Origin of the sequence: Oceanibacterium hippocampi (assembly GCF_900172325.1) — a bacterium.
Taxonomy (GTDB): Bacteria; Pseudomonadota; Alphaproteobacteria; order Sneathiellales; family Sneathiellaceae; genus Oceanibacterium; species Oceanibacterium hippocampi.
Window position 1 is genome coordinate 96,677 of sequence record NZ_FWFR01000003.1, and the last position, 23,082, is coordinate 119,758.

A 23,082-nucleotide genomic window follows, 5' to 3' on the forward strand; every position below is an offset into this window, starting at 1 on the left:
CCCCATCTCGGTCGAAGCATGTTTCCGGACTATTCCCGCAGCGAACGACTGATCGATGGCCTGATCCACGGCCTGGGCGTCCTGCTGGCCGTCGTTGCCGTGCCGGTCCTGCTGGCGGTCGCCGCCGACGGGGCCACGCGGGACTTCGTCACGGCGGCAATCTACGGCGCCGGCCTGCTCGCGATGCTCGGCTTCTCCGCCGCCTACAATCTCGTCAGCGACCCGCTCTGGAAGGGGGTCTTGCGACGCTGCGACCACGCGGCGATCTACCTGATGATTGCCGGCACCTATACCCCGTTCAGTCTCGTCGCCCTTGGCGGCTGGGTCGGCTGGGCGCTGCTCGCGCTCGTCTGGGCGGTCGCGCTCGCCGGCGCGCTCTTCAAGCTGGCCGGCCCGGGTTCGCTCGACCGCGCCTCGGTGACAATCTACCTGGCGCTCGGCTGGATCGGCCTGCCGGCGGCATTCATGCTGGTGTCGGTGCTGCCGGTGACCACGCTGGTGCTGCTCGGGCTCGGCGGGCTGCTCTATACCGCCGGGGTCGCCTTCCATCTCTGGGAACGACTGCCCCATCACAACGCGATCTGGCACGCCTTCGTGCTCGGCGCGGCTGCCTGCCATTATGCCGCGGTCTTCCTCATGCTCGACGGCGCCGGCCCGGCCTGACGGCCCCGCCCTGTCGCGTGGCGCGTCGGGGCAACCTCCCGGAACCCGGGGCCAAACGAAAAAGGCCCGCGATGCTGCTGCGCCGCGGGCCTTTCGAATGGTAGCGGGAGAGGGACTTGAACCCCCGACACGCGGATTATGATTCCGCTGCTCTAACCAGCTGAGCTACCCCGCCACAGGGTCGAGACCGCTTCCATTAATGGAGCCGCCCCTGCCCTGTCAAGCATCCAGCGCCCCGGCTCTGCAGGATCCGCCGCGGGGCCGAAGGGCTCGCAGGCAGGGCCGCTCCTGCCATGTTTCAGCGGAACGATATGCGCCATCGCGACCGACGAAGGCGACGGCTAGGGCGAGCACGTCACGGCCGCCAGAGTCAGAAGAATTGAAATTACAATAACCCTATGCAACCAAAACGGAACACTTGCGAGTAACATTGCCTTCGCAACGGTATATTACCCGCAGTCATTTCGCACTCTATACTAACTGACGCACGAACTTGAGGATGATCGCGGCGCATTTTCGTTTAGCGTTAACGATTTTCTTAACGCTGTTCTCTACCGCGATTCAATTTGTTTCAAATTTAATCATGATTTGCTGAAATAGCGCGGTACAATTGCGGGAGATTGCGTCCTGGGGGGGATATTCGAGAATGCTGTTTTCGTACGTTGACGATCGTCGCGGCGCGTGGCGCCTAGACTGGACTGCGGGCGGCATATCGCCGCAGGTCGATCTGCCGGAGGAATGCCCAAGAACTGAAATCCCTTGGCGCGAGCATTTGATGACCGGTATCGACGCTGCCGATAGCCGGATCGCGGCCCTGCTCGCCGGTGAAGCGATCGAGGATATGTTGCGATTGCAGCTTCACGATGGATCGATACGACAGGCGCGACTGCTGGCGAAGACCGAATACCATCCCGAAACCCGCGAGGTTTTCCGGATCGTCGGCTACTGCGACTGGGTCGATAACGGCAGCAAAAGCAAATCGACCGGAACAGCCAGTCAGGACAAGCTTACCGGCCTCTACAATTCGGTCGGGTTCGAGGAACTTCTCGACAGCCTGCTCAACCGGAGACTTGGGAACATCGACCCGTTCGTCGTCATGTCCATCAGCCTTGATTGCTACAGCGACATATCGCTCGCCTTCGGCAAGTCGCTCGCCGATCGCGTTCTGATCGACGCGGCGCGCAGGCTTGCCAACGCCGTCGGCCTGTCGGGCATTCTCGCCAGGCTGCATACCGACCAGTTCATTCTCCTGATGCAGGATTGCGGCCCGGATGAATGTAGTCAGGTGGCACAGTCCTGCGTTGCCGCCCTGACTTCGCCATTCTCCGTCGGCGAGGCCCTGTTTCATGTCGAACCGGTTGTCGGGGCCTCCCGCTTCCCGCTTGACGGTGATTCTCCGCGCCTGCTGATCCGCCATGCCGGACTGGCGCAGGATCACGCCCGGCACATGTTTCAGCAGTTCGCGGTCTTCGAAAACGAGATGGAGCTGCGGGTCCAGCACAATCTCGCCCTGCTGGGCGATTTGCGCCGCGCGCTTGCGACGGAAGGCGAGCTGAAACTGGCCTACCAGCCGGTACGCAGTTTCGAGCAGCGGCGGGTCACCCATGTCGAGGCCCTGCTGCGCTGGGATCACCCGCAGCAGGGACGCATTCCGCCGGGCGATTTCGTGCCAATCCTGGAACAGTCGAGCCTGATCCAGCCGATCACCGACTGGGTCCTGCAACGGGCGCTCGAGGAGATCGCACCGCTCTGGAAAAGTAGCGCCCGCGTTGGCGTCTGCATCAATGTCTCCCCGCAGAATCTGGTTGGACGGGATTTTGTCGGCGCCGTCAGGAAAGCCCTCGCCCGGCACGACCTGCCGCCCGAAGCCCTCGGCGTCGAACTGACCGAGACCCAGCTCATGGCGCAGGAATCGCTCGGCCCGATCACGGAGACGCTTCGCGCCCTGACGAATGCCGGAGTGAAGGTCTGGCTGGACGACTTCGGCACCGGTGCGTCGACCCTCATCCGGCTCCAGCAGTTGCCGGCAACCGGCCTCAAGATCGATCGCAGCTTCACGCAGGATCTGGCGGAGAACCGGCGCAATCGGGACCTCGTGCGGATATCCGTCGATATCGCGCGCCTGCTCGGCCTCGAGGTCATCGCCGAGGGCATCGAGGAAAAGTCCGACTACGACGCCGTCTCGGTGCTCGGCTGCGATGCCAGCCAGGGCTATTTCGTCGGACATCCGCTGCCGATCGACAAGCTCGCCGACTTTCTCAGGGCTGGAGAAACGCCCGGCTCCTGAACCGGGCGCGTGCGGCGGCCAGGGATCTCGAAGTCGAGCGAACGGGACGATCAACCCGGGTGCCATTTTCACAGGACTGCATTGATACTGATCGCTCAATTCCAATTCCGAGAAGGAATACGCAAGAAATTGCCGGAGGCGACCGGAAATTCGAACAGAGTCGCCTCACGTCAACAATAAATTAGCAGTGAAGCACTAAATTCCGGGGAAGTTCGCGTGCCGGGGGATTTTGTCGCAATGCTGTTCTCATATGTCGATAGTACCCGGGGGTCGTGGCGCCTTGAGTGGACAGCGGGCGACCTTTCACCCCAGATCGACCTTCCGGAGGAATGCCCGAAGGCCGAGGGACCGTGGCGCCGTCTCGTCACGGCCGACGGGGCCAGCCTTGTCGACGCCCGGCTCTGCCATCTGCTCGCCGGAAAGACGGTCGAGGATGTCCTGCGATTTCGCCTTGCCGACGGCGCCGTGCGTCTCGCGCGCCTGCAGGCCAAGCCCGAACTGAACCCGGAGTCACGAGAAGTCGTCCGCATCATCGGCTCATGCGACTGGATCGATGCGGGGCATAACGACATCGCCCTCGGCATCACCAACCAGGACCGGCTTAGCGGGCTTTACAATGCCGGGGGCTTCGAACAGATCCTGCGCACGATGCTGAATGAGCGCGCGAACGACGCGGTCCCGTTCACTGTCTTCTCGCTCAGCCTCGACTGCTACAGCGAAGTCTCCCTGAACTTCGGAAAATCGATCGCCGATCTGGTCCTGCTGGAGGCGGCGCGCCGCCTGCGCGAGGCGATCGGCCGCGATGCAACCGTCGCGCGGCTGCATACCGATCAGTTCGCGGTCATCCTGCCGGATCGTTGCCTGAACAAGGCGCGCGCGCTCGCGCATTCCTGCATCATGGCCCTCGCTCCGCCATTCTCCGTCGGCGAAGCTCTGCTTCACGTCGAGCCGGTCATGGGCGCCTCCCGGTTTCCGCAGCACGGCGATGCGCCGCGGATGCTGATCCGCCATGCCGGGCTGGCCCAGGATCATGCGCGGCAGAACCGCCAGCCGTTCGCCGTCTTCGAGCGCGACATGGAGCGCCGGGTGCAACACAATCTCGCCCTGCTGGGCGACCTGCGCCGTGCGCTCTCGGCCGAAGGCGAACTGAACCTTGTCTACCAGCCCGTGCTCGGTTGCGAGGATCGCCGGGTCACCCATGTCGAGGCCCTGCTGCGCTGGCAGCACCCGCACCTGGGGCCGATCCCGCCGGGCGATTTCGTGCCGATCCTGGAACAGTCCAGCCTGATCCAGCCGCTCACCGACTGGGTACTGGACCGGGCCCTGGACGAGATCGGACCCCTATGGAGAAGCGAACGTATCGGCGTGTGCATCAATGTGTCGCCGCAGAATCTCGTGGGCCGGGATTTCGTCGGTACCGTCAGGGAAGCGCTCGCCCGTCACAACCTGCCGACCGACGCCCTCGGCGTGGAACTGACCGAGACCCAGCTCATGGCGCAGGACTCGCTCGGGCCGATCACCGAAACACTCCGCGAGCTCACGAATGCCGGCATCAAGGTCTGGCTGGACGATTTCGGAACCGGCTCGTCGACCCTCGTCCGGTTGCAGCAACTGCCCGCGACCGGTCTCAAGATCGACCGCGGCTTCACGCAGAACCTGGCCGAGAACAGGCGCAATCGCGATCTCGTCCGGATCTCCGTCGATATCGCCCGCCTGCTCGGCCTCGAAATCATCGCCGAAGGGGTCGAAACCAAGTCGGACTATGACGCGGTTTCCGTGCTCGGTTGCGATGCCGGGCAGGGCTATTTCATTGCCCGCCCGATGCCGGTCGACAAGTTGGTGGACTTCGTTCGGGAAAGTGCGCCTGAGGCGCGCGGTTCCGACACGCGCGCACCAGCGCTCGCGCCCGCCGCAACAGGTCGGGCCCCGCTCCGGTCACCCCAGCCGCGCCTGAACTGACCCGGCCTTCGCACCCGGCGCGCTCAGGCTGCCCTGGCCGCGCTTTCCGTCGCGACGATCCAGCCGCCGCCGAGCAGCCGGTCGCCATCGTAGAAGACACAGGCCTGTCCGGGCGAAACGCCCCCCTCCGGCCGGGCCAGCTCGATTTCCGCCCAGCCGTCGGCGGCGCCAAAAACGCGCGCCGGCAGCGGTCCCTGGGTCGAGCGGAGCTTGACCGAGATCTCGGCCCCGGCCTCACCGAGCGGCCCATCGCCGAGCCAGTTGACCTCCTTCAGGGTGACCCGCGCGACCAGCAACGCCTCGCGCGGGCCAACGACGACGCGGTTCCGCTCCGGATCCAGCCGGACGACGTAGAGCGGCTCGCCGGTGCCGATCCCGATGCCGCGCCGCTGGCCGATCGTGTAGCGCAGGATGCCCTCGTGACGGCCGAGCACGGCGCCGGACAGATCGACGATATCACCCGCGGCCGCGGCGCCGGGCCGCAGCTTCGCCACCAGTTCGTGATACTTGCCCTGGGGCACGAAGCAGATGTCCTGGCTGTCCGGCTTCGTCGCGACCGGCAGCGCCAGCCGCTCGGCATGGGCCCGGACCGTATCCTTGTTCATGTCGCCAAGGGGAAAGCGCAGATAATCGGCCTGTTCGGCGGTGGTCGCGAACAGGAAATAGCTCTGGTCGCGGCTTTCGTCCCGGGCCCGGTGCAGTGTCGCCCGGCCGCCCGCGGCTTCGGCGCGCCGCAGGTAATGGCCGGTCGCCAGGGCTTCCGCCCCGAGGCTTCGCGCCGTGTCCAGGAGATCGCGGAACTTGACCGTCTGGTTGCAGCGGATGCAGGGCACCGGCGTCTCGCCGCGCAGGTAGGAATCGGCGAAATCGTCGATCACCGCATCGCGGAACCGGCTTTCGTAGTCGAGCACGTAATGAGGAAAGCCGAGGCTCTCGGCGACCCGCCGGGCGTCGCGGATATCCTGCCCGGCGCAGCAGGCGCCCTTCCGCCCGACCGCCTCGCCGTGATCGTAGAGTTGAAGCGTGATGCCAACGACATCGTACCCCGCCTCCTTCAGCAGGGCCGCCGTGACTGATGAATCCACGCCACCCGACATCGCGACAACGATGCGGGTCTCCGACGGCGGCTTTCCGGGTACGAGCGGCTGCATGGCGGCGAATATAGGAGACCCGGCGGGCAAGGCAAGCCGGGTGCAAGAACCGCTGTTGCACGGCGCCGGCTCGCAGTGCTAACTAGGACGGCAACCCCAAGTTTATTTAAGTCATTCAAATTATACCGTTGAATGATGTTCGCGAAATAGAACAAGAGCCGGCATTGGCCCGCGGGACCCGGAGGCCCGAAACGACATGACGACAAACCCCTTTCCGACGCTCGCTCGCGGGACAATTCTGGCCATTGCATCTGTCGGCCTATCGGCCTGTGCCACGCTGGTCGAAGGCACCGATCAGACCCTGACGGTCATCACCGATCCGTCCGGCGCCACCTGTCGCCTGGAGCGGGACGGCACGGCCATCGCGGTGGTCAATCCGACACCGGGCAGCGTCAAGGTCGACAAGGACAAGGATCAGATCACCATTCTCTGCCAGAAGGACGGATTCCAGGAAAGCGGCGGGGTGCTCTCGTCGAAGTTCCAGGGCATGACGTTCGGCAACATCCTGTTCGGCGGCCTGATCGGTGTCGCCATCGACGCCGGCTCGGGTGCCATGCACGAATATCCCGACTCCCTGACCATCCGGCTGATTCCCGCAAGCTTCGTGTCGATCGAGGAACGCGATGCATTCTTCGATACCGCGCGCGCCGACATCGTCTCGGCGAGCGACACGCGGGCCACGGCAATCAGGGATACCTGCGATCCGAACAATCCGGCGGTATGCGAAGACGAATTGAAGGAAGCGGAAGAGAGCCGCGAAAGCGCACTTCGCGATATCGAGGCGAAGCGCACCGCGGCGCTGATCGTCCCGGCGATACCGGCCGCTAGCGCAGGAAGTTCAGCAGCGACATCTGATTGAGGCTGCCGAGCACCTGGTAGGAGGCCTCGAGCGCGAACTGGTCCTGGTTGAGCCGGTTGATCGCCTCGGTGATATCGACGTCCTCGATGTTGGAGACGAACTCGGTAAGGAAGATCTTCTCCGAGCCGAGCCGCTGCTGGGTTGCCTCGAGATCGGCAGCGCGGAAGCCGTTCTCGGAGCGGATCTGGGTGACGTCGCGCTGATACTGCTCGAGCTTCGGCAGTTCGCCGGTCAGGAAGGTGATCTGCGCATCGCTGAGATTGGTTCCGAACGGGCTCGCCGGCCCGCCGGCGACCGGCGCGGCCGGCAGTGTTCCGGCATTGTACATGGCAATCCGCTGGATCGCGCCCATCAGGTCGCCGCCGACCTCGTTGGCCAGCAGGCCGTAGACCATCTCGCGGGCATCGTCGACCTTGACGCTTGCGGCGATATTGTTGTTGGAGAACAGCGTCGTCGGCGGTTCGGGCGCGGCCAGAAGATCGGCAATATCCTGGCCGGTGAATGGCGCCGTATCGATCTTCGATCCGGCGAATATCTGCCGCCCCGCGACCTGCTGGTTCAGCAGATTGGCGACCCGGTCGAAAACCGCCTCGACCCCGTCCATCAGGCCGACGCCGGAGCGGACGGCAACGGCGTCGAGCACCGTCTGGCGAAGATCGCCGGCCAGCCCCTCGAGACCTTCGAGGGTGACGTCGTAGCTATCGAGCTGCAACTTCAGGCGGTCGTTGTTCTGAATATGCTGTTCGGTCCGGGCAAGCACCGACTTGGCGCCGGCGAGCGTCGTTACGTCGCGCGGCATATCCTTGTAGTACTCGGCCTTGTAGCCGGTGGAGATCTGGCGCTCGGCGATCTGCGACCGTTCCTGGTTCTGCACGAGATTGCGCAACAGAAGCTGGGTATGGGCGAACGAGCCTATTCGTGTCATGGCGCTATTCCCTTACTCGCAGGTCACAGATTGAGCAGCGTGTCGTACATCTCGCTGGCGGTGGTGATGAGCCGCGCCGCCGCGTTGTACGCGTTCTGGTAGATGATGAGATCGGACAGTTCCTCGTCCATGTTGACCGACGCGATCGCCTGATACCGGAAGTCGATCTCGTCGCGCAGCGCGGTCCGGTCGCTGCGCAGACTGTCGGCGCGGGCCGCATCGGTACCGGCTTCGGCGAGAATGGCGCCGGCAAAATCCTGCAGGGTGCCGGTCGCGGCGTTGAGGCCGCCGACGGCAGGCAGGTCGAGTTTCGTCAGGGCGAGATTCTGGAAGGCCACGGCGCCGCGGGAATCGGCCAGGGTCAGGGCCGGCGAGCCGGTCGGGTCGACCTTGCCGAGCGCGAGCCTGCTTTGCGGGTTGGCGGCGACATAGTCCCGCACCGCAAAACTGAGGGCCGCGTCGGCCGGATAGGGCTGCCCGACACCGAACAGCGCGGAAAAGCCGATCGAGGTGCCGTTCCGGTCCGAGGTGTCGGTATCGGTAATGAGGGAATACCCCTCGTAGCCGACCGCCGGGGTCACGACAAGCGCGCCGCTCGCGTCGAGTGAAACCGAGCCATATGGCGAGAGACCGGTGTTGATCGCCGTGACCGCATCCCCGAACGTCCCCCCGATCGCGCCGAAATCGACGCTGACCGTCCGCAGGCTGTTGCCGTTCGGGCCGACAAGATCGAGGTTCACGACGCCCGTCATGTTGTGGCTGTCGGTGGCGGCGAAGCCGGTCGCGAAGCTCGACGGAATGCCGGTCTCGACAAGGTCGTTGAGACCGAAGAAATGGGAGAAACCCTTGCCTGCGCGCAGCGCCGGATCGGCAGCGTCCTGCTGGATCCCGATGCCGGCGGCGCCTCCGGTCGCGGTCATCGTCAGCACGCCGCCGGAAAGCGCGAGCGTCCCGGCACCGAGCGCCCCGTCGACCGCCGCGATCACGTCAGCCATCGTGCTGATGGCGCCGCTGTCGAAGTCGACGGTGACCGAGGCGACGATCTCGTTGTCGGCGTCGAAGCTGTAGAAGGTCGCCTCGCCGGTGAAGCCGTGCGGCTCGGTCGTGGTCAGGGTCGTGTTGCGGCCGCTCATCACCGACGGCGGCGGGACCGCCATGTTGGCATTGTGAACCGCATTGAGCGCCTCCGCGGTCGAGGAGGCGAAGGCCCCGATCTGCGCGGCGAAGGCCGGCAGTTCGACATTCCGCATGTCGAGAAGACCGCGGAGCGATCCGGACTGCAGCTTGGTGTCGAGAACCCGGCCGTTGGCATCGGCGACGCCGGAGACCGGATCCAGCCTGTGAACGGTGATCTGCGAGAAATCCGTGGTCGACGAAACGCCGTTGGCCGGATCGTACTGCAGCTCGTACTGGAAATCGTCGAGCAGCGCGAGCCCGTTCCCGGTGGTTATCGAGACACCGCCGTTGCTGCGCGGGATGACGCGGATATCGACCACCTCGGACAACCTGTTCAGGGCCGCGTCGCGCTGGTCCTCGAGCGCGTAGGTCTCCTGGCCATTGTTGCGGAAGTCGATGATCTGGGCGTTGATGTCGAAGATCTGGCGAAGCGCCTCGTTGAGACTGGTGACGTCGGCGGAGATCTCCGAATCCAGTTCCGACCGATAGGTCTGCGTCTGGGCCGCCAGCCGACGCAGGTCGGAACCGAGATTCTCGATCTGGGTCAGCACCTCGCGGCGCAGCACGCTGGACGACGAGTCGGCCGTGAGCGCGGCAAACGCGTTGAAGACATTGTCGATCTTGCCGCTGAGCGTGGAATTAGACGCTGGATCGCCGAGCTGGCTCTGGATCCGGTCGTAAATGCTGGCCATCGCCCCGAAACGGTTCGCTTCGGCGGTCATGTTGCGCAGTTCGCGCAGCAGGAATTCGTCCGTCACCCGTTCGATGCTGCCGACCTTGACGCCGGCGCCCTCGCCGCCCAGCACGACGGACTCGAGGTTGGTCACCTTCCGGACATAACCCGGTGTGTTGACGTTGGAGATGTTGTTCGAGGTGATCCGGAGCGCTTCCTGCGACGTCGAAAGCCCGCTCACGCCGGAAGCGATGATCGAATTGAGGCTCATCTCCGAAATTCCTTCACACTCGGCACGAATTGCCAGCCCAGGGCGCGCAACACGAACAGACCGGCAGGAGCTGCCGGCTTGTTCGGATCCTGTTCATCACGCCTAACCATCTGATTTTTCGATGCTCTTTCTGTTGTCGGCACGGCCGGATCGAATTTCGACCGGAATCGCTCGCCCTCTACCAAGCAAGTCGGATGCCAAGTCGACCGCCCCCCACTCGAGCGCCCTCCCCGTCCCGGGCCGTGGCGCAGGCGTTCTCGCGCGCGAAGCTTTTGTTGAAACCGGATCAAGGGCGGCGAGCCGGCCGGGCGGCGGCACCCGGTCGACCCGGCAGAATGAGCCCCGGCACCGGGCCAAAGTTGCCGGACCGGACAAACCGTGCCGAGCACCGGCCCAGGTTCGGAACGCACAAATGACTGTTTTCATTGAAACTTTCGGAGGGAATGCGGATGGCACGCAACTTGCGGAAAGGGCTGCGACGAAATTTTGCGAGTGCGACCATGAACGTGGATGCCATCTTCAAACCCGCTCCGAAGCCGACACAGGCAGCCGGAGACGCCTTTCGCAGGGACGACCCGGCGTTCGCCAGGGAACTGGTCGAGCGCCGCGAGAAGCTCGAGCGGCCGGCTCCGGAACGGTCGACGCGACGGGCCGAGGATTCCGCAAGTCGGGACAGCGGGCGGGCCCAGGCGGCGGAGACCAGCGAGACGACCGGCCAGGCACGGACGGAGACGGCGTCCGTCGATGAAAGCACGGTCGACGGACAGTCGGACGCCGAGAGCGGATCGGATTCCGAGGCTTCCGGTCGCGAACAGCAGGACAACGACGCACAGGCCGCAGAGTCGGCGTCCCCGGACGGCAACGGCGCCGCGGCGGACGGCCGGGCGGCGGCGATCGCGGTGAGCATCACTGTGGGCGCCGCCCATTTTGCCCAGGCGACCGCCGAAGCGGGCGCCTCCAACGCGCAGTCCGCCGTTTCCGCGGCGGCAGCGCTCGAGAAGACCGGCGCGAAACAGGGTATCGCCGCCAACCCGGCCGCGACCGCCCCGGCCAGCACCGACGCCAGCGGCCGAACAGAGCCTGGCATGGCCGCCGCGGCCTCCGACGGCAAGGTTGCCAGCACACCTGCCGCGACACAGACGACCAACGATGGCGGAAGCCAGACGGCGGCGAACGCGACCGGCGGCGCCACGGCGACGAGCGGAAAGACCGACCCCGCCCCCGCCGCGAGCGCGTCGGCATCCGCCCAGGGCACGGCAACGCAGGTCGAAGGCGCGCCCTCGGCCGCAGCGGCCGCAACGGCCGCAGCCGCCACCGCGTCAACGACGGCCACCGGACCGGGCGCGAAGGCGGCCGCGTCGAAGACCGGCACCGGCGCCTCGACCGCCCTGCTTCCGATGCAGAGCGCCCTGCCAGCCAACGAGGCCGCGACGGAGTTCGCCGTTCGCCAGGCGACCGGTTCGCGTCGCGGCGGTGAAGGGCAGTCGCTCCGCGGCGAGAACAGCAACGCTGCAACACCGATGTCCGTCGCGCCCCAGGGCATGGAGACTGCTCTCGCCCGGGTCGCCGGCTCGCCCGCCAGCAATGCCGGGCAGAAGGCGACGCAGCCCTCGGCCGAGCAGAATGGGAACGGCAACGCCGCGAATGCCGTGGCGGCGGCCCAGGCCGCCGTGCCGGCGGCCGCGCAACTCGCCGCGACTACACCACAGGGCGCGGAAGTCGCGATCCATGGCCTGCACCAGGCCGGTGCCGCCGGCCCCGATCAGAGCCAGGCGGCCATGGCGAGCGCGCCTCGCCACATGCCCCCGCCGCCAGCGGCCCAGCAGCTCGCGGTTTCGATCAGCCAGGCCGTGCACGACGGCAAGGACCGGATCCGCATCCAGTTGCACCCGGCCGAGCTCGGACGGGTCGATATCAAGCTCGAGCTTTCGCATGACGGGCGGGTTTCGGCGGTCATCGCCGCCGACCGGCCGGAAACGCTCGACCTCCTGCAACGGGACGCCCGCGCCCTCGAACGTGCCCTTTCCGATGCCGGGCTCAAGGCTGACAGCAACAGCCTCAGCTTCGCCTCGAACGGCGATAACGCCCGACGCTTCGCCGAACTGGCCGGTGACGACAAGGGCTTGGTGGACGGCGACGACATCGATGCGGCGGACGAGGTCCAGTCACTGGCCGCGGCCCGTGCCCATCGCGGCAACCCAATGAGCGCCCTCGATATTCAGGTCTAAGGCAAGGACGAAAGAACATGGAAGTATCAGCATTGTCGCCGACGGCCTACACGAGCAAGGCGGACACCTCCGCCGCCAATCTGGCCGAGAACTTCGACGACTTCCTCATTCTGCTGACCACGCAGCTGCAGAACCAGGACCCGCTCGAACCGCTCGATTCGAACGAATTCACCCAGCAGCTCGTGCAGTTCACCAATGTCGAGCAGGCCATCCAGCAAAACAAGAATCTGGAAGCGCTGATCGAGTTGAGCGGCGCCAACCAGGCGCTCAGCCAGGCGACCACCCTGGTCAGCTATGTCGGCAAGGCGATCGAGGCCAATGGCAACGAAGCCAACCTGTCCGGTGGCACGGCAACCTGGAACTACGAGATGCCGCCGTCCGCCCACGATGCCCAGATCCGCATCTATGACGAGTTCAACAATCTCGTCTACCGGGGCGCAGCGGTGGCCTCCGGTGGCACACACAGCTTCACCTGGGACGGGACCGGCGTGAACGAGAACCTGCAGCCGACCGGGGTCACCCACCCGGACGGTGCCTACAGGATCGACGTCACCGCCACCGACGCCGACGGCGCGGCAGTCGATGACATCGGCGTGTTCGTGCGCGGTGTAGTGACCGGCGTCGAGAACGACGAGGGCACGCTCACCCTTCTGATCGGCAAGGCGAAGGTCGATCCCGGCGGCATCCGCTCGGTCCATCTCGCAGAAGACATCTAGGTAGCAGTTTAATCTCGGCCCCTGTGCAGCGGCCGGAATTCAGGCGTCAAGGAGACCCAGATCATGAGTATTTACTCCGCCCTCTTCTCCGGCGTGACCGGACTGTCAGCGCAAAGCCAGTCGCTCGGCATGATTGCCGACAACATCGCCAACGTGAACACGATCGGTTACAAGCGCGCGGAATCGCATTTCTCGACGCTCGTCACCAATCCGGCCAGCCGCACGACCTATTCGCCGGGCGGCGTCGTTTCCAGCCCGTTCCTGAATATCGACAAGCAGGGCCTCGTCCAGGCGTCAAACCGGATCACCAATCTGGCGATCTCCGGCCAGGGCTTCTTCGTGGTGACGCCGGACTCGGTGTCCGACCCGCTTGATACCAGTTACATGTTCACCCGGGCGGGCGCCTTCACCCCCGACGACGACGGCTTTCTCCGCAACTCAGCCAATCTCTACCTGAAGGGCTGGCGCATCGACAGCGATGGCAACATCCCGAGCAACCGCTCGGACCTGACGATCCTGGAATCGATCAACGTGAAGGGCCTGACCGGTAACGCCGAGGCGACGTCTCGCGTCAACCTGAAGACCAACCTCAGCAACAGCACCGCGATCAACGGCACCTACACCACCGGCGACATGGCGACCGGCACGACGGAGCCCGACTTCGAGACCTCGTTCAACGTCTTCGACAGCCAGGGCACGGCGCGCTCGATCAGCGTCGGCTTCATCCGCACCGGCGCGACGCAGTGGGCCGTCGAACTCTACAGCGACGACGCCCAGATGGCATCGCCGCCGGCCAATCTGATCCATTCGGGCCAGGTCGTCTTCGATACCAGCGGCAATCTCGACATGACCGCCACCAATGCGCTCGCCGATCCGCTGACCAACAGCTTCACGGCCGACTGGGATCCGCTGTTCGGCGTCGCCGCGCAGACCATCGACTTCAACTTCGGCACCGACGGGGTCTCGGACGGCTTCACCCAGTCGAGCGGCTCCTTCGCCTCCGATCCGCCAGAAGTGAACGGCGCGCTGTTCGGCGCCTTCAACGGCGTCTTCATCGACGAGGAAGGGGTTCTGACCGCGCTCTTCGACAACGGCACGCGCACGGATATCTTCAAGATCCCGGTCGCCATCTTCTCGAACCCGAACGGGCTTTCGAACAGGAACGGCAATGCCTTCGACGAAACCCCCAACTCCGGCGACTTCGTGCTGCTGGAGGCGGGTGTCGGACAGGCCGGCCTGCTCGCCTCATCGGCGCTGGAAGGCTCGAACGTCGACCTGGCCGATGAATTCTCGCAGATGATCATTACCCAGCGCGCCTTCTCGGCCGCCGGCAAGGTCGTCACCACCGCCGACGAGATGCTCGACGAACTCCTGAGGCTCAAGCGCTAACGAGCCGTCCGGGGCCGGTCTGAAACCGGCCGGCCCCGGCTTTCGCGCCATGTCCGGGCTTTAACCAATTCCCTTAGCGGAATGTTTAGAAGCGCCGCCATAGCATTCGAACCGCAGCAGTTATGGAATTGAGTGAGGTAGCGTCACGATGTTTTCCACGTCCTCAGGCGCGGTGACGAGAGTTATCGGTCCCGATGGGAGGCCGCTGACGATCGCCGATTTGCCGCCCCCGGACACCAAGCGTTGGGTTATCAGGCGGAAGGCCGAGGTCGTGGCCGCCGTTCGCGGCGGACTTCTCAGCCTCGAGGACGCGTGCCGACGCTATACTCTCTCGGTCGAGGAGTTTCTGTCCTGGCAGCGCGCCATCGAAAAACACGGTCTGGCCGGGCTTCGCGCCACGCGCTTGCAACAGTATCGCTACGACAATCTCGGTACCGGCGACGACTGACCAGCGTCGCGCCGGAGAATAGCGGGTTCGAAACCCGTCCGAAGACAGAACCCGGGCTCTGACCGAGCACCGGGTTCCTTCATTTCCGCCCCGGTTCGACGGCGCCTGTGATGGCCGGCCCCTGCCACCGGGCAAAACCTGCCGCCCACTAGGCAAAAATTTCCGCTGTTAACGAGTTGTTCAGCAGCCGCCCCTACTTTCGCAATCAGGCATTCAACCGCCACAGACCGTTGCGTAACAAAGGGCGACGACCTTGAACGGGCTTCTGCAACTCGCACGAAATTTGGGACCGGTCCGGATGGCCGTCATGGGCATCGTGGCACTGGCAACAGTGGGCTTCCTGCTGTTCATGGCCAACCGGATCTCGACGCCGGCAATGGGCCTGCTTTACAGCGGTCTTGACGGCAACGACGCCGGCGCCATCGCCGGCAAGCTTGAATCGATGAACGTGCCGTTCGAGCTGCGCAACCAGGGCGCCGACATCATGGTGCCTTCCGACCAGGTGCTGCGCCTGCGCATGAGCATGGCTCAGGAGGGGCTGCCGAACGGCGGCTCGGTCGGCTACGAGATCTTCGACCGCTCCGAGAATTTCGGCACTACCAGTTTCGTGCAGAACATCAACCGGCTGCGCGCGCTGGAAGGCGAACTGTCGCGCACTATCCGCGCCCTCGACCGGGTTTCCCAGGCGCGCGTCCATCTTGTCCTGCCGAAGCGCGAGGTGTTCAGCCGCGACCAGCAGCCGGCCACCGCGTCGATCATCCTGAAGCTGCGCGGCGCCGGGCTGCTCAACCCGACCCAGGTCGCCGCGGTCCAGCATATCGTCGCGGCCGCCGTCCCCGGCCTTTCGCCCGAGCGGATCTCGATCGCCGACGAACGCGGCAACCTGCTCGCCCGCGGCGGCGGCGAGGGCGAGGCCGGCAAGATCGCCGGCCAGCAGGACGCCATTCGCGTCGCCCACGAGGATCACATCAAGCGGCAGATCGAGACCCTGCTCGAACGCTCCGTCGGGGTCGGCAATGTGCGCGCCGAAGTGACCGCCGAAATGGATTTCGACGAGAAGACGGTCAAGTCCGAGACCTACGATCCGGAAGGCCAGGTCGTACGCTCGACGCAGCTCGTCGAGGAGACGAACCAGTCTTCCGAGGTCAGCGGCAACGAGGCCGTCACCGTCCAGAACAACCTGCCGGAAGCCGACGCCGGGGTCGGCAGCGGCGCCAACACCCAGAACAACGGCACCCGGAGCGAGGAGACCGTCAACTACGAGATCTCCAAGACCGTCACCACGAAGATCCAGCAGAGCGGCGTCGTCAAGCGCCTGGCCGTCGCGGTCCTGGTGAACGGTGTCTACACGACCGAGGCCGACGGCACGCGCAGCTATCAGCCGCGCAACGAGGAAGAGCTCGAGAAGCTCGCCAGCCTGGCCCGTTCCGCGATCGGCTATGACGCCGAGCGGGGCGACGTGATCGAGGTCGTCAACCTGCCCTTTGCCGAAGGCGACGCGGTCTCCGACGAGGCGATCGAGGAAGAATTCAACCTGCTTGGCCTCAACAAGGCCGACCTTTTCAAGATCGCCGAGATGGCGGTGCTCGCGATCGTCGCGATCCTCGCCCTGCTGCTGGTCGTCCGCCCCCTGCTCACCCGGGCGATGGCGATCGGCGGCCAGCCGGCGCTGGCTGGTGGCAACCGGCAGGCGGCACTGGCCGGGCCCGGCGGCGGCTATGACGGCGACCCGGCGCAGATCGCCGACGGCGGCGGAGCGCATCCGGCGCTCGAGGGCCCCCATTCCGGCGGCGGCCAGCGGCCGGCCCCGCGCAGTGAGACCGAGCACATGCTCGACATCGCCCGCATCGACGGCCAGGTGAAGGCGTCCTCGCTGAAGAAGATGGGTGAGATCGTCGACAAGCATCCGGACGAGGCGGTCGGCATCCTCCGCAGCTGGCTCTACGAAGACGCGTAATCGGGAGTATTACCGATGGCAATCACAGATCCCCAGAAGCTGACCGGGGCCCAACGCGTGGCGGCGATCATGCTCGCCCTCGGCGAGGAGCACTCGGCGCCCATCTGGGCCAAGTTCGACGACGAGGAGATCAAGGAAATCTCCCAGACGATGGCCAATCTCGGCAGCCTCGGCTCCGAGGCGATCGAGCGTCTCTTCCTCGATTTCGCCAACCAGATGTCGACGACCGGCAACCTTGTCGGCACGTTCGAGAGCACCCAGCGGCTGCTGCTCAAGGCGCTGCCGGGTGACCGCGTCGAGAACATTATGGAGGAGATCCGCGGCCCGGCCGGCCGGACGATGTGGGACAAGCTCGGCAACGTCAACGAGACGGTGCTCGCCGCCTATCTGAAGAACGAGTATCCGCAGACCGTCGCCGTCGTGATGAGCCGGGTCCGCCCGGAGCACGCCGCCCGCGTGCTCGCCTGTCTGCCCGAGGATTTCGCGCTCGAGGTCGTCTCCCGCATGCTGCGCATGGAATCGGTGCAGAAGGAGGTGCTCGACAAGATCGAGGAAACCCTGCGCATCGAGTTCATGAGCAACCTGGCGCGCACCAACCGGCGCGACAGCCACGAGGTCATGGCCGAGATCTTCAACAATCTCGACCGCAACACGGAAAGCCGCTTCCTGTCCTCTCTGGAGGAACGGAACCGCGACGCCGCCGAGCGCATCAAGGCGCTGATGTTCACCTTCGAGGACCTGGCCAAGCTCGACCCGGCCGGCGTGCAGACGCTGCTGCGTGTGGTCGAGAAGGACAAGCTGGCGCTCGCTCTGAAGGGTGCTTCGGACACGCTCCGCGATCTCTTCTTCTCCAACATGTCGGAACGCGCCGCGAAGATCCTGCGCGAGGACATGGAAGCCATGGGTCCGGTTCGCCTGCGCGACGTCGACGAGACGCAGATGGACATTGTCAATCAGGCCAAGGATCTCGCCGCCAAGGGCGAAATCATGCTGAGCGACAACAAGGGCGACGACGAGCTCGTGTACTGAGGCGGCGGACATGCAAGCGGGCAAATTTCTCTTCGATCGCGAATTCGGTGCCGGCGAGGTCGTCAAGGCCAAGCCCAAGCCGAAGCCGGTCCACACCGACGACGACCTTGCGGCAGCACGCGAGGCCGCCCACGCCGAGGGTGTCAGGGCCGGCGCTGAACAGGCCCGGGCCGGGATCGAGACCGTGCTGGTCCAGACGCTCGAGACGGTGAGCGCGCAGTTCCAGACGCTTGCCGCCCGCCACGAAGAGTCTCTGCGCGAAATCCGCGCCGAAGCCGCGGGCCTCGCGTTCGAGATTGCCAGCAAGCTCGCGCAATCGCTTACCGAACGCGAACCGCTCGCCGAGATCGAGCGCCTGATCGCGGATTGCCTGGAGAAACTGCAGCACGAACCCCGCGTGGTCGTGCGCGCCGCCGAGCCGATCTGCGAGGCCCTCGGCCCGCGCATCGACGCCATTGCCCGCGACAAGGCCTTTGCCGGCCAGATGGTGATTATTCCTGCCGACGACATGGCGCCCGGCGACTGTCGGGTCGAGTGGGCCGACGGCGGCGCCGAACGCGATCGTGAGGCACTGGAACAAAGCATCGGCGAGGCGGTCAGCCGCTACGTCGCATCGAAACAGTCCGCGTAGGCTCGAAAGGAGCGTCTCGTGTCCGAGAATGACGATCTGAACCTGGAAGAACTGGACGAGTCCGAGGCCGCGGCCGCGGCGGCAGCGGCCGCCGCGGCGCCCGACGACGATGACGGCGAATCCGATGACGACGGTGCCCGCACCGCCGCCGACCTGGAAGCGGTTTTCGACATCCCGGTCCAGGTTTCGGCCGTGCTCGGCAAGTCGCGCATGCAGGTCAGCCAGCTCATGAAACTCGGGCGCGGCGCGGTCGTCGAACTCGACCGCAAGGTCGGCGAGGCGATCGACATCTATGTCAACAACCGGCTCGTCGCGCGCGGCGAGGTCGTGGTCGTCGAGGATCGACTGGGCGTGACCATGACGGAAATCGTCAAGGCCGAACGTACCTGAGGCCGCGGAGCGTCACCAGACCATGGATATCGCAACGATAATCGGTCTCTTCGGGGCCTTCGGACTGGTCGGCGCGGCCATCGCCGTCGGCGGCTCGGTGCTGGCCTTCATCAACGTGCCATCGATGCTCATCGTGGTCGCCGGCACGTTCCTGGTGACGATGATGTGCTTCTCGCTGAACGAGGTCATTCGCGCCCAGGGGCTGATCCTGAAGACGCTGTTCTTCCGCATCACCGACCCCGAGGATGCCGCCCATGACATGCTCGAGCTGGCCGAGAAGGCCCGCAAGGAGGGTGTCCTCGTCCTGCAGAAGACGGTCGACAACTACCTCGACGAACCGTTCCTCCACAAGGCGCTGCTGCTCGTCGTCGACGGGCTGCCGGGCGACGACGTGGAACGCGTCCTGCAACGCGATCTCGCGGCCATGACACAGCGCCACCAGCGCGGCGCCGGGATCCTTCGCAAGGCGGCGGAAATCGCACCGGCGATGGGCCTGATCGGCACCCTGGTCGGCCTCGTGCAGATGCTGAGCAACCTGAACGATCCCGCCTCGATCGGGCCGGCGATGGCGGTGGCCCTGCTCACCACCTTCTACGGCGCCCTGCTGGCGAACATGGTGTTCTCGCCGCTCGCCGCGAAGCTGGAGCGCAATTCCGAAGCGGAAACCGTGCTCTGCAAGATCTACACCCAGGCTGCCGTCTCTATCGGCCGCCAGGAGAATCCGCGTCGGCTGGAGATGATCCTGAACACGATGCTCCCGCCCGCACAGCGCCTCGAATATTTCGCGTAAGCCCGTTCCAAGGAGAACATCCATGCGTTTGCTCATTATCGGCTCTTTGAACGGCCAGATCGGTATCGCGAGCCAGATCGCCATGTCGCGCGGCGCCAAGGTGAGCCAGGTCGGCGATATCGACGGGGCATTGACGACGCTGCGCGCCGGGCGCGGCGCCGACATGGTGATGATCGATATCGGGCTGGACGTGAAAGGGCTGGTCGAACGGCTCGACAACGAACGCTTCAGCCTTCCGGTCGTGGCCTGCGGGATCGGCCATGACGCCGCCGCCGCCGCCGCCGCGATCCGTGCCGGTGCCAAGGAATATCTGCCGCTGCCGCCGGACCCGGACCTGATCGCCGCGGTTCTCGAGGCGGTTGCCGATGACAGCCGGCCGCTGATCCATGCCGATCCGGCGATGGAGCACGTCATCAAGCTCGCCGACCAGGTCGCGTCGTCGATGGCCTCCATCCTGATCACCGGCGAGACCGGCACCGGCAAGGAGGTCCTGGCCCGCTACCTGCACAGCAAGAGCAACCGCGCCGACGAAGTCTTCATCTCGGTCAACTGCGCCGCGATCCCGGAGAATCTGCTGGAATCGGAGCTGTTCGGCCATGAGAAGGGCGCCTTCACCGGCGCTGTCGCCCGCCGCGTCGGCAAGTTCGAGGAGGCGAACGGCGGCACGCTCCTGCTTGACGAAATCAGCGAAATGGACATCCGCCTGCAGGCCAAGCTGCTGCGCGCGATCCAGGAACGCGAGATCGACCGCGTCGGGGGATCCAAGCCGGTCAAGGTTGACATCCGCGTGCTCGCGACCTCGAACCGCGATCTCGCCCAGGAGGTGAAGAAGGGAACCTTCCGCGAGGATCTCCTGTTCCGCCTGAACGTCGTCAACCTGCGCATTCCGCCGCTCCGCGAGCGCCCCGCCGACGTCGAGGTGCTGAGCCGGCACTTCGCACGGAAATACGCCGACCTGAATGCCGTCGAGAAGCGTCCGATCAGCGCCGCCGCAATGCGTGAACTTCAGCAGCATGCCTGGACCGGCAATGTCCGCGAGCTCGAGAACACCATGCATCGCGCTGTCCTGCTGGCCAACGGTCCGGAAATCGGGCCCGAGGCAATCATGCTGCCGGACGGTTCGCGCGCCAGCGCCAGCCCGGCCGTCGCGAACGCTGTGGCGGGCGAGAGCGCCCAGGCCGGCGGCGACGCCGCCTCGATGGTCGGCCGCACCGTAGCCGAGGTCGAGCGCGACCTCATCATCGACACGCTCAGCCATTGCCTCGGCAACCGGACCCATGCCGCGAACATTCTCGGGATCTCGATCCGCACGCTGCGCAACAAGCTGAAGCTCTATACCGAGGAAGGCCTGCCAGTGCCGATGCCCGGCGACGGCATGCGTTCGGCGTATTGATTGCGTGACGATCCTTTCTCGAAGCGGACACCGAAATGAGCGATAGCGACAGCGCCGCGCCGGCGGACGACGACGTGCTCGGCAAGATGTGGCGCGCGGTTCGCCGCGGCGACGTGGCGCTGGCGCTTGGCGTCGTCGCAATTCTCGTCGTGCTCATCATGCCGATGCCGGCATGGCTGCTCGATTTCAGCCTGGCGATCTCGATCACGCTCTCGATCCTGATCCTGATGACCTGCCTGTTCATCTCGAAGCCGCTCGACTTCAACTCCTTCCCGACCGTGCTGCTGATCGCGACTATGCTCAGGCTGTCGCTGAACCTTGCCTCGACCCGGCTGATCCTCGCCGACGGGCATGAGGGGCCGGCCGCTGCCGGCGCCGTCATCGAGGCCTTCGGCAGTTTCGTCATGGGTGGCAATTTCGTCATCGGGATCATCGTCTTCGCGATCCTGGTGATCGTGAATTTCGTCGTCATCACCAAGGGTTCGGGCCGAATCGCGGAAGTGGCCGCGCGCTTCTCCCTCGACGCCATGCCGGGCAAGCAGATGGCGATTGACGCCGACCTCTCCGCCGGCCTGATCGACGAGAAGCAGGCCCGCCTCCGGCGCAAGGAGCTGGAGGACGAGAGCGGCTTCTTCGGTGCCATGGACGGCGCCGCGAAATTCGTCCGCGGCGACGCCATCGCCGGCCTGCTGATCACCTTCATCAACGTGATCGGCGGCATGATCGTCGGCGTCGCGCAGATGGACCTGAGTTTCTCCGACGCGGCGCGTTTCTACACCATGCTGACCGTCGGCGACGGCCTCGTCAGCCAGATCCCGGCGCTGATCGTCTCGACCGCGGCCGGCCTGCTGGTCTCCAAGGGCGGGGTCAGCGGGACTACCGACAAGGCGCTGTTCGGCCAGCTCGGCGGCTATCCCCGGGCACTCGGCGTCTCCGCCTTCCTGATGACCTGCCTGGCCCTGCTGCCGGGCATTCCGATGGTGCCCTTCCTGGCGCTTGCCGGCATCGCCGGCGGTGCAGCCTTCGCCATCACCCGGCGGCGCGAGCAGGCCGTGGAGTTCGAACAGAAGCGGCAGATCGACGAGGAGAAGCAGGCCCAGCCGGTCGAGGAGCCGATCACCGCCGCGCTCGCCATCGACGAGCTCCGCATCGAGCTCGGCTATGGCCTGCTGCCGCTGATCAACGACAACAACAACTACCGCCTGACCGACCAGATCAAGGCGCTGCGCCGCCAGATCGCCAGCGACATGGGCTTCGTGATGCCGAGCGTCCGGATCCTCGACAACATGCAGCTGCCGGCCAACGCCTATGTCATCCGCATCAAGGAGGTCGAGGCCGGCGCCGGCGAACTGCGCCCCGGTCATCTCCTGGTCATGGATCCGAGCGGCCAGCCGATCGACCTCGCCGGCGAGGAAACCCGCGAGCCGGCCTTCGGCCTGCCCGCCCTCTGGGTCGACGAGAGCCAGCGCGAGGAGGCCTCGTTCCGCGGCTACACGGTCGTCGATCCCTCCACGGTGGTCACCACGCACCTGACCGAAATTCTCAAGGACTACATGCCGGAACTGCTTTCCTACGCGGAGACGCAGAAGCTGCTGGACGACCTGCCTCAACGCCACCAGAAGCTGATCGGCGACCTGGTGCCGCAGCAGATCACCCTGAGCGGCCTGCAAAGGGTCCTGCAGAACCTGCTCGGCGAGCGGATCTCGATCCGCGACCTGCCGACGATCCTCGAGGGGATCGCCGAGGCGACCGGCTACACCCACAATTCGACCCAGATCACCGAGCATGTCCGCGCCCGCCTGGCACGCCAGATCTCGTCGGCCAACACCGCGCCGGAAGGACATATTCCGCTGGTCGTCATGTCGCCGCGCTGGGAGCAGGAATTCGCCGAGGCGCTGATCGGCCAAGGCGACGAACGCCAGCTCTCGATGGCGCCGACCAAGCTGCAGGAATTCATTGCCCAGGTCCGCAAGAGTTACGAGAACTTCGCCGCGAACGGGGAAACGCCGGTGCTGCTGACGTCGCCCGGCATTCGTCCCTACGTCCGCTCGATCGTAGAACGCTTCCGCCCGGCCACCGTCGTGATGTCCCAGAACGAGGTGCATCCGAAGGCGAAGCTGCGCACCATCGGCCAGATCTAGGCGGGC

At 65.5% G+C, this 23,082-nt stretch carries 18 protein-coding genes and 1 tRNA gene; 15 read left to right on the top strand and 4 right to left on the bottom strand.

Translation table 11 applies throughout. The features are described from left to right. Nucleotides 1-18: 18 nt before the first annotated feature. A complete protein-coding gene (trhA, locus tag OCH7691_RS15805) occupies nt 19-663 on the top strand; it encodes a PAQR family membrane homeostasis protein TrhA (RefSeq protein ID WP_085884563.1) in 645 nt (214 codons plus the stop codon). A 98-nt stretch (nt 664-761) separates the two neighbouring features. On the opposite strand, the gene OCH7691_RS15810 is transcribed toward trhA, so the two are convergent. Beyond that, nucleotides 762-838, bottom strand: a tRNA-Met gene (locus OCH7691_RS15810). Nucleotides 839-1,438: 600 nt separating this feature from the next. Between OCH7691_RS15810 and OCH7691_RS15815 the strand changes: the two genes are divergently transcribed. Next, a complete protein-coding gene (locus OCH7691_RS15815; protein WP_176245105.1) occupies nt 1,439-2,950 on the top strand; it encodes a putative bifunctional diguanylate cyclase/phosphodiesterase in 1,512 nt (503 codons plus the stop codon). Between the two features lie 237 nt (nt 2,951-3,187). Then, a complete protein-coding gene (locus tag OCH7691_RS15820) occupies nt 3,188-4,909 on the top strand; it encodes a putative bifunctional diguanylate cyclase/phosphodiesterase (protein ID WP_085884565.1) in 1,722 nt (573 codons plus the stop codon). 23 nt (nt 4,910-4,932) lie between these two features. Here OCH7691_RS15820 and mnmA read toward each other — a convergent pair whose 3' ends face one another. Beyond that, complete coding sequence (mnmA, locus tag OCH7691_RS15825) at nt 4,933-6,060, bottom strand: tRNA 2-thiouridine(34) synthase MnmA (protein WP_085884566.1); 1,128 nt, start codon at nt 6,058-6,060, stop codon at nt 4,933-4,935. A 196-nt stretch (nt 6,061-6,256) separates the two neighbouring features. On the opposite strand from mnmA, the gene OCH7691_RS15830 reads away from it, so the two are divergent. After that, nucleotides 6,257-6,919 carry a hypothetical protein gene (locus OCH7691_RS15830; RefSeq protein ID WP_085884567.1) on the top strand — a complete coding sequence of 221 codons (663 nt, stop codon included), beginning with the start codon at nt 6,257-6,259 and terminating at the stop codon, nt 6,917-6,919. On the opposite strand, the gene OCH7691_RS15835 is transcribed toward OCH7691_RS15830, so the two are convergent. Next, the gene (locus OCH7691_RS15835; protein WP_085884568.1) at nt 6,885-7,844 is read right to left on the bottom strand and encodes a flagellin; all 960 of its coding nucleotides are present in this window, start codon (nt 7,842-7,844) and stop codon (nt 6,885-6,887) included. The two genes, OCH7691_RS15830 and OCH7691_RS15835, sit on opposite strands and share 35 nt — an antisense overlap. A 23-nt stretch (nt 7,845-7,867) precedes the next feature. Next, complete coding sequence (gene flgK / locus OCH7691_RS15840; protein WP_085884569.1) at nt 7,868-9,964, bottom strand: flagellar hook-associated protein FlgK; 2,097 nt, start codon at nt 9,962-9,964, stop codon at nt 7,868-7,870. Between the two features lie 500 nt (nt 9,965-10,464). Between flgK and OCH7691_RS15845 the strand changes: the two genes are divergently transcribed. From OCH7691_RS15845 to flhA, 11 genes are all read left to right on the top strand, one after another. Continuing rightward, nucleotides 10,465-12,192, top strand: coding sequence for a flagellar hook-length control protein FliK (locus tag OCH7691_RS15845; protein WP_085884570.1), 1,728 nt, complete (start codon nt 10,465-10,467; stop codon nt 12,190-12,192). Nucleotides 12,193-12,209: 17 nt separating this feature from the next. Next, entirely contained in the window at nt 12,210-12,908 is a 699-nt protein-coding gene (locus OCH7691_RS15850; protein WP_085884571.1) for a flagellar hook assembly protein FlgD, read from the top strand. A gap of 63 nt (nt 12,909-12,971) precedes the next feature. Continuing rightward, complete coding sequence (locus OCH7691_RS15855) at nt 12,972-14,297, top strand: flagellar hook protein FlgE (RefSeq protein ID WP_085884572.1); 1,326 nt, start codon at nt 12,972-12,974, stop codon at nt 14,295-14,297. Between the two features lie 148 nt (nt 14,298-14,445). Continuing rightward, nucleotides 14,446-14,745, top strand: a complete 300-nt coding sequence (gene sciP / locus OCH7691_RS15860) for a CtrA inhibitor SciP (protein WP_085884573.1) — start codon at nt 14,446-14,448, stop codon at nt 14,743-14,745. A gap of 307 nt (nt 14,746-15,052) precedes the next feature. Continuing rightward, complete coding sequence (fliF, locus tag OCH7691_RS15865) at nt 15,053-16,702, top strand: flagellar basal-body MS-ring/collar protein FliF (protein WP_217808081.1); 1,650 nt, start codon at nt 15,053-15,055, stop codon at nt 16,700-16,702. Between the two features lie 15 nt (nt 16,703-16,717). After that, on the top strand, nt 16,718-17,731 hold the full coding sequence (gene fliG / locus OCH7691_RS15870; protein ID WP_085884575.1) for a flagellar motor switch protein FliG: 1,014 nt from the start codon (nt 16,718-16,720) through the stop codon (nt 17,729-17,731). 10 nt (nt 17,732-17,741) lie between these two features. Continuing rightward, on the top strand, nt 17,742-18,362 hold the full coding sequence (locus OCH7691_RS15875; protein WP_085884576.1) for a FliH/SctL family protein: 621 nt from the start codon (nt 17,742-17,744) through the stop codon (nt 18,360-18,362). 18 nt (nt 18,363-18,380) lie between these two features. Beyond that, nucleotides 18,381-18,752, top strand: coding sequence for a flagellar motor switch protein FliN (gene fliN, locus OCH7691_RS15880; RefSeq protein WP_085884577.1), 372 nt, complete (start codon nt 18,381-18,383; stop codon nt 18,750-18,752). A 22-nt stretch (nt 18,753-18,774) separates the two neighbouring features. Then, entirely contained in the window at nt 18,775-19,542 is a 768-nt protein-coding gene (locus OCH7691_RS15885) for a motility protein A (protein ID WP_085884578.1), read from the top strand. 22 nt (nt 19,543-19,564) lie between these two features. Next, nucleotides 19,565-20,935, top strand: coding sequence for a sigma-54-dependent transcriptional regulator FlbD (flbD, locus tag OCH7691_RS15890; protein ID WP_085884579.1), 1,371 nt, complete (start codon nt 19,565-19,567; stop codon nt 20,933-20,935). A gap of 86 nt (nt 20,936-21,021) precedes the next feature. After that, nucleotides 21,022-23,076 carry a flagellar biosynthesis protein FlhA gene (gene flhA, locus OCH7691_RS15895; RefSeq protein WP_370853123.1) on the top strand — a complete coding sequence of 685 codons (2,055 nt, stop codon included), beginning with the start codon at nt 21,022-21,024 and terminating at the stop codon, nt 23,074-23,076. The last annotated feature ends 6 nt before the right edge of the window (nt 23,077-23,082 follow it).

What these genes read in the sequence shown, in the direction of transcription:
- sciP (WP_085884573.1), top strand. Translation starts at nt 14,446, where the DNA reads ATGTTTTCCACGTCCTCAGGCGCGGTGACGAGAGTTATCGGTCCCGAT.
- fliG (WP_085884575.1), top strand. Translation starts at nt 16,718, where the DNA reads ATGGCAATCACAGATCCCCAGAAGCTGACCGGGGCCCAACGCGTGGCG.
- fliF (WP_217808081.1), top strand. Translation starts at nt 15,053, where the DNA reads ATGGGCATCGTGGCACTGGCAACAGTGGGCTTCCTGCTGTTCATGGCC.
- OCH7691_RS15855 (WP_085884572.1), top strand. Translation starts at nt 12,972, where the DNA reads ATGAGTATTTACTCCGCCCTCTTCTCCGGCGTGACCGGACTGTCAGCG.
- flgK (WP_085884569.1), bottom strand. Translation starts at nt 9,964, where the DNA reads ATGAGCCTCAATTCGATCATCGCTTCCGGCGTGAGCGGGCTTTCGACG.
- trhA (WP_085884563.1), top strand. Translation starts at nt 19, where the DNA reads ATGTTTCCGGACTATTCCCGCAGCGAACGACTGATCGATGGCCTGATC.
- OCH7691_RS15850 (WP_085884571.1), top strand. Translation starts at nt 12,210, where the DNA reads ATGGAAGTATCAGCATTGTCGCCGACGGCCTACACGAGCAAGGCGGAC.
- OCH7691_RS15830 (WP_085884567.1), top strand. Translation starts at nt 6,257, where the DNA reads ATGACGACAAACCCCTTTCCGACGCTCGCTCGCGGGACAATTCTGGCC.
- flhA (WP_370853123.1), top strand. Translation starts at nt 21,022, where the DNA reads ATGTGGCGCGCGGTTCGCCGCGGCGACGTGGCGCTGGCGCTTGGCGTC.
- OCH7691_RS15885 (WP_085884578.1), top strand. Translation starts at nt 18,775, where the DNA reads ATGGATATCGCAACGATAATCGGTCTCTTCGGGGCCTTCGGACTGGTC.
- mnmA (WP_085884566.1), bottom strand. Translation starts at nt 6,060, where the DNA reads ATGCAGCCGCTCGTACCCGGAAAGCCGCCGTCGGAGACCCGCATCGTT.
- OCH7691_RS15815 (WP_176245105.1), top strand. Translation starts at nt 1,439, where the DNA reads ATGACCGGTATCGACGCTGCCGATAGCCGGATCGCGGCCCTGCTCGCC.
- OCH7691_RS15820 (WP_085884565.1), top strand. Translation starts at nt 3,188, where the DNA reads ATGCTGTTCTCATATGTCGATAGTACCCGGGGGTCGTGGCGCCTTGAG.
- OCH7691_RS15835 (WP_085884568.1), bottom strand. Translation starts at nt 7,844, where the DNA reads ATGACACGAATAGGCTCGTTCGCCCATACCCAGCTTCTGTTGCGCAAT.
- OCH7691_RS15845 (WP_085884570.1), top strand. Translation starts at nt 10,465, where the DNA reads ATGAACGTGGATGCCATCTTCAAACCCGCTCCGAAGCCGACACAGGCA.
- flbD (WP_085884579.1), top strand. Translation starts at nt 19,565, where the DNA reads ATGCGTTTGCTCATTATCGGCTCTTTGAACGGCCAGATCGGTATCGCG.
- OCH7691_RS15875 (WP_085884576.1), top strand. Translation starts at nt 17,742, where the DNA reads ATGCAAGCGGGCAAATTTCTCTTCGATCGCGAATTCGGTGCCGGCGAG.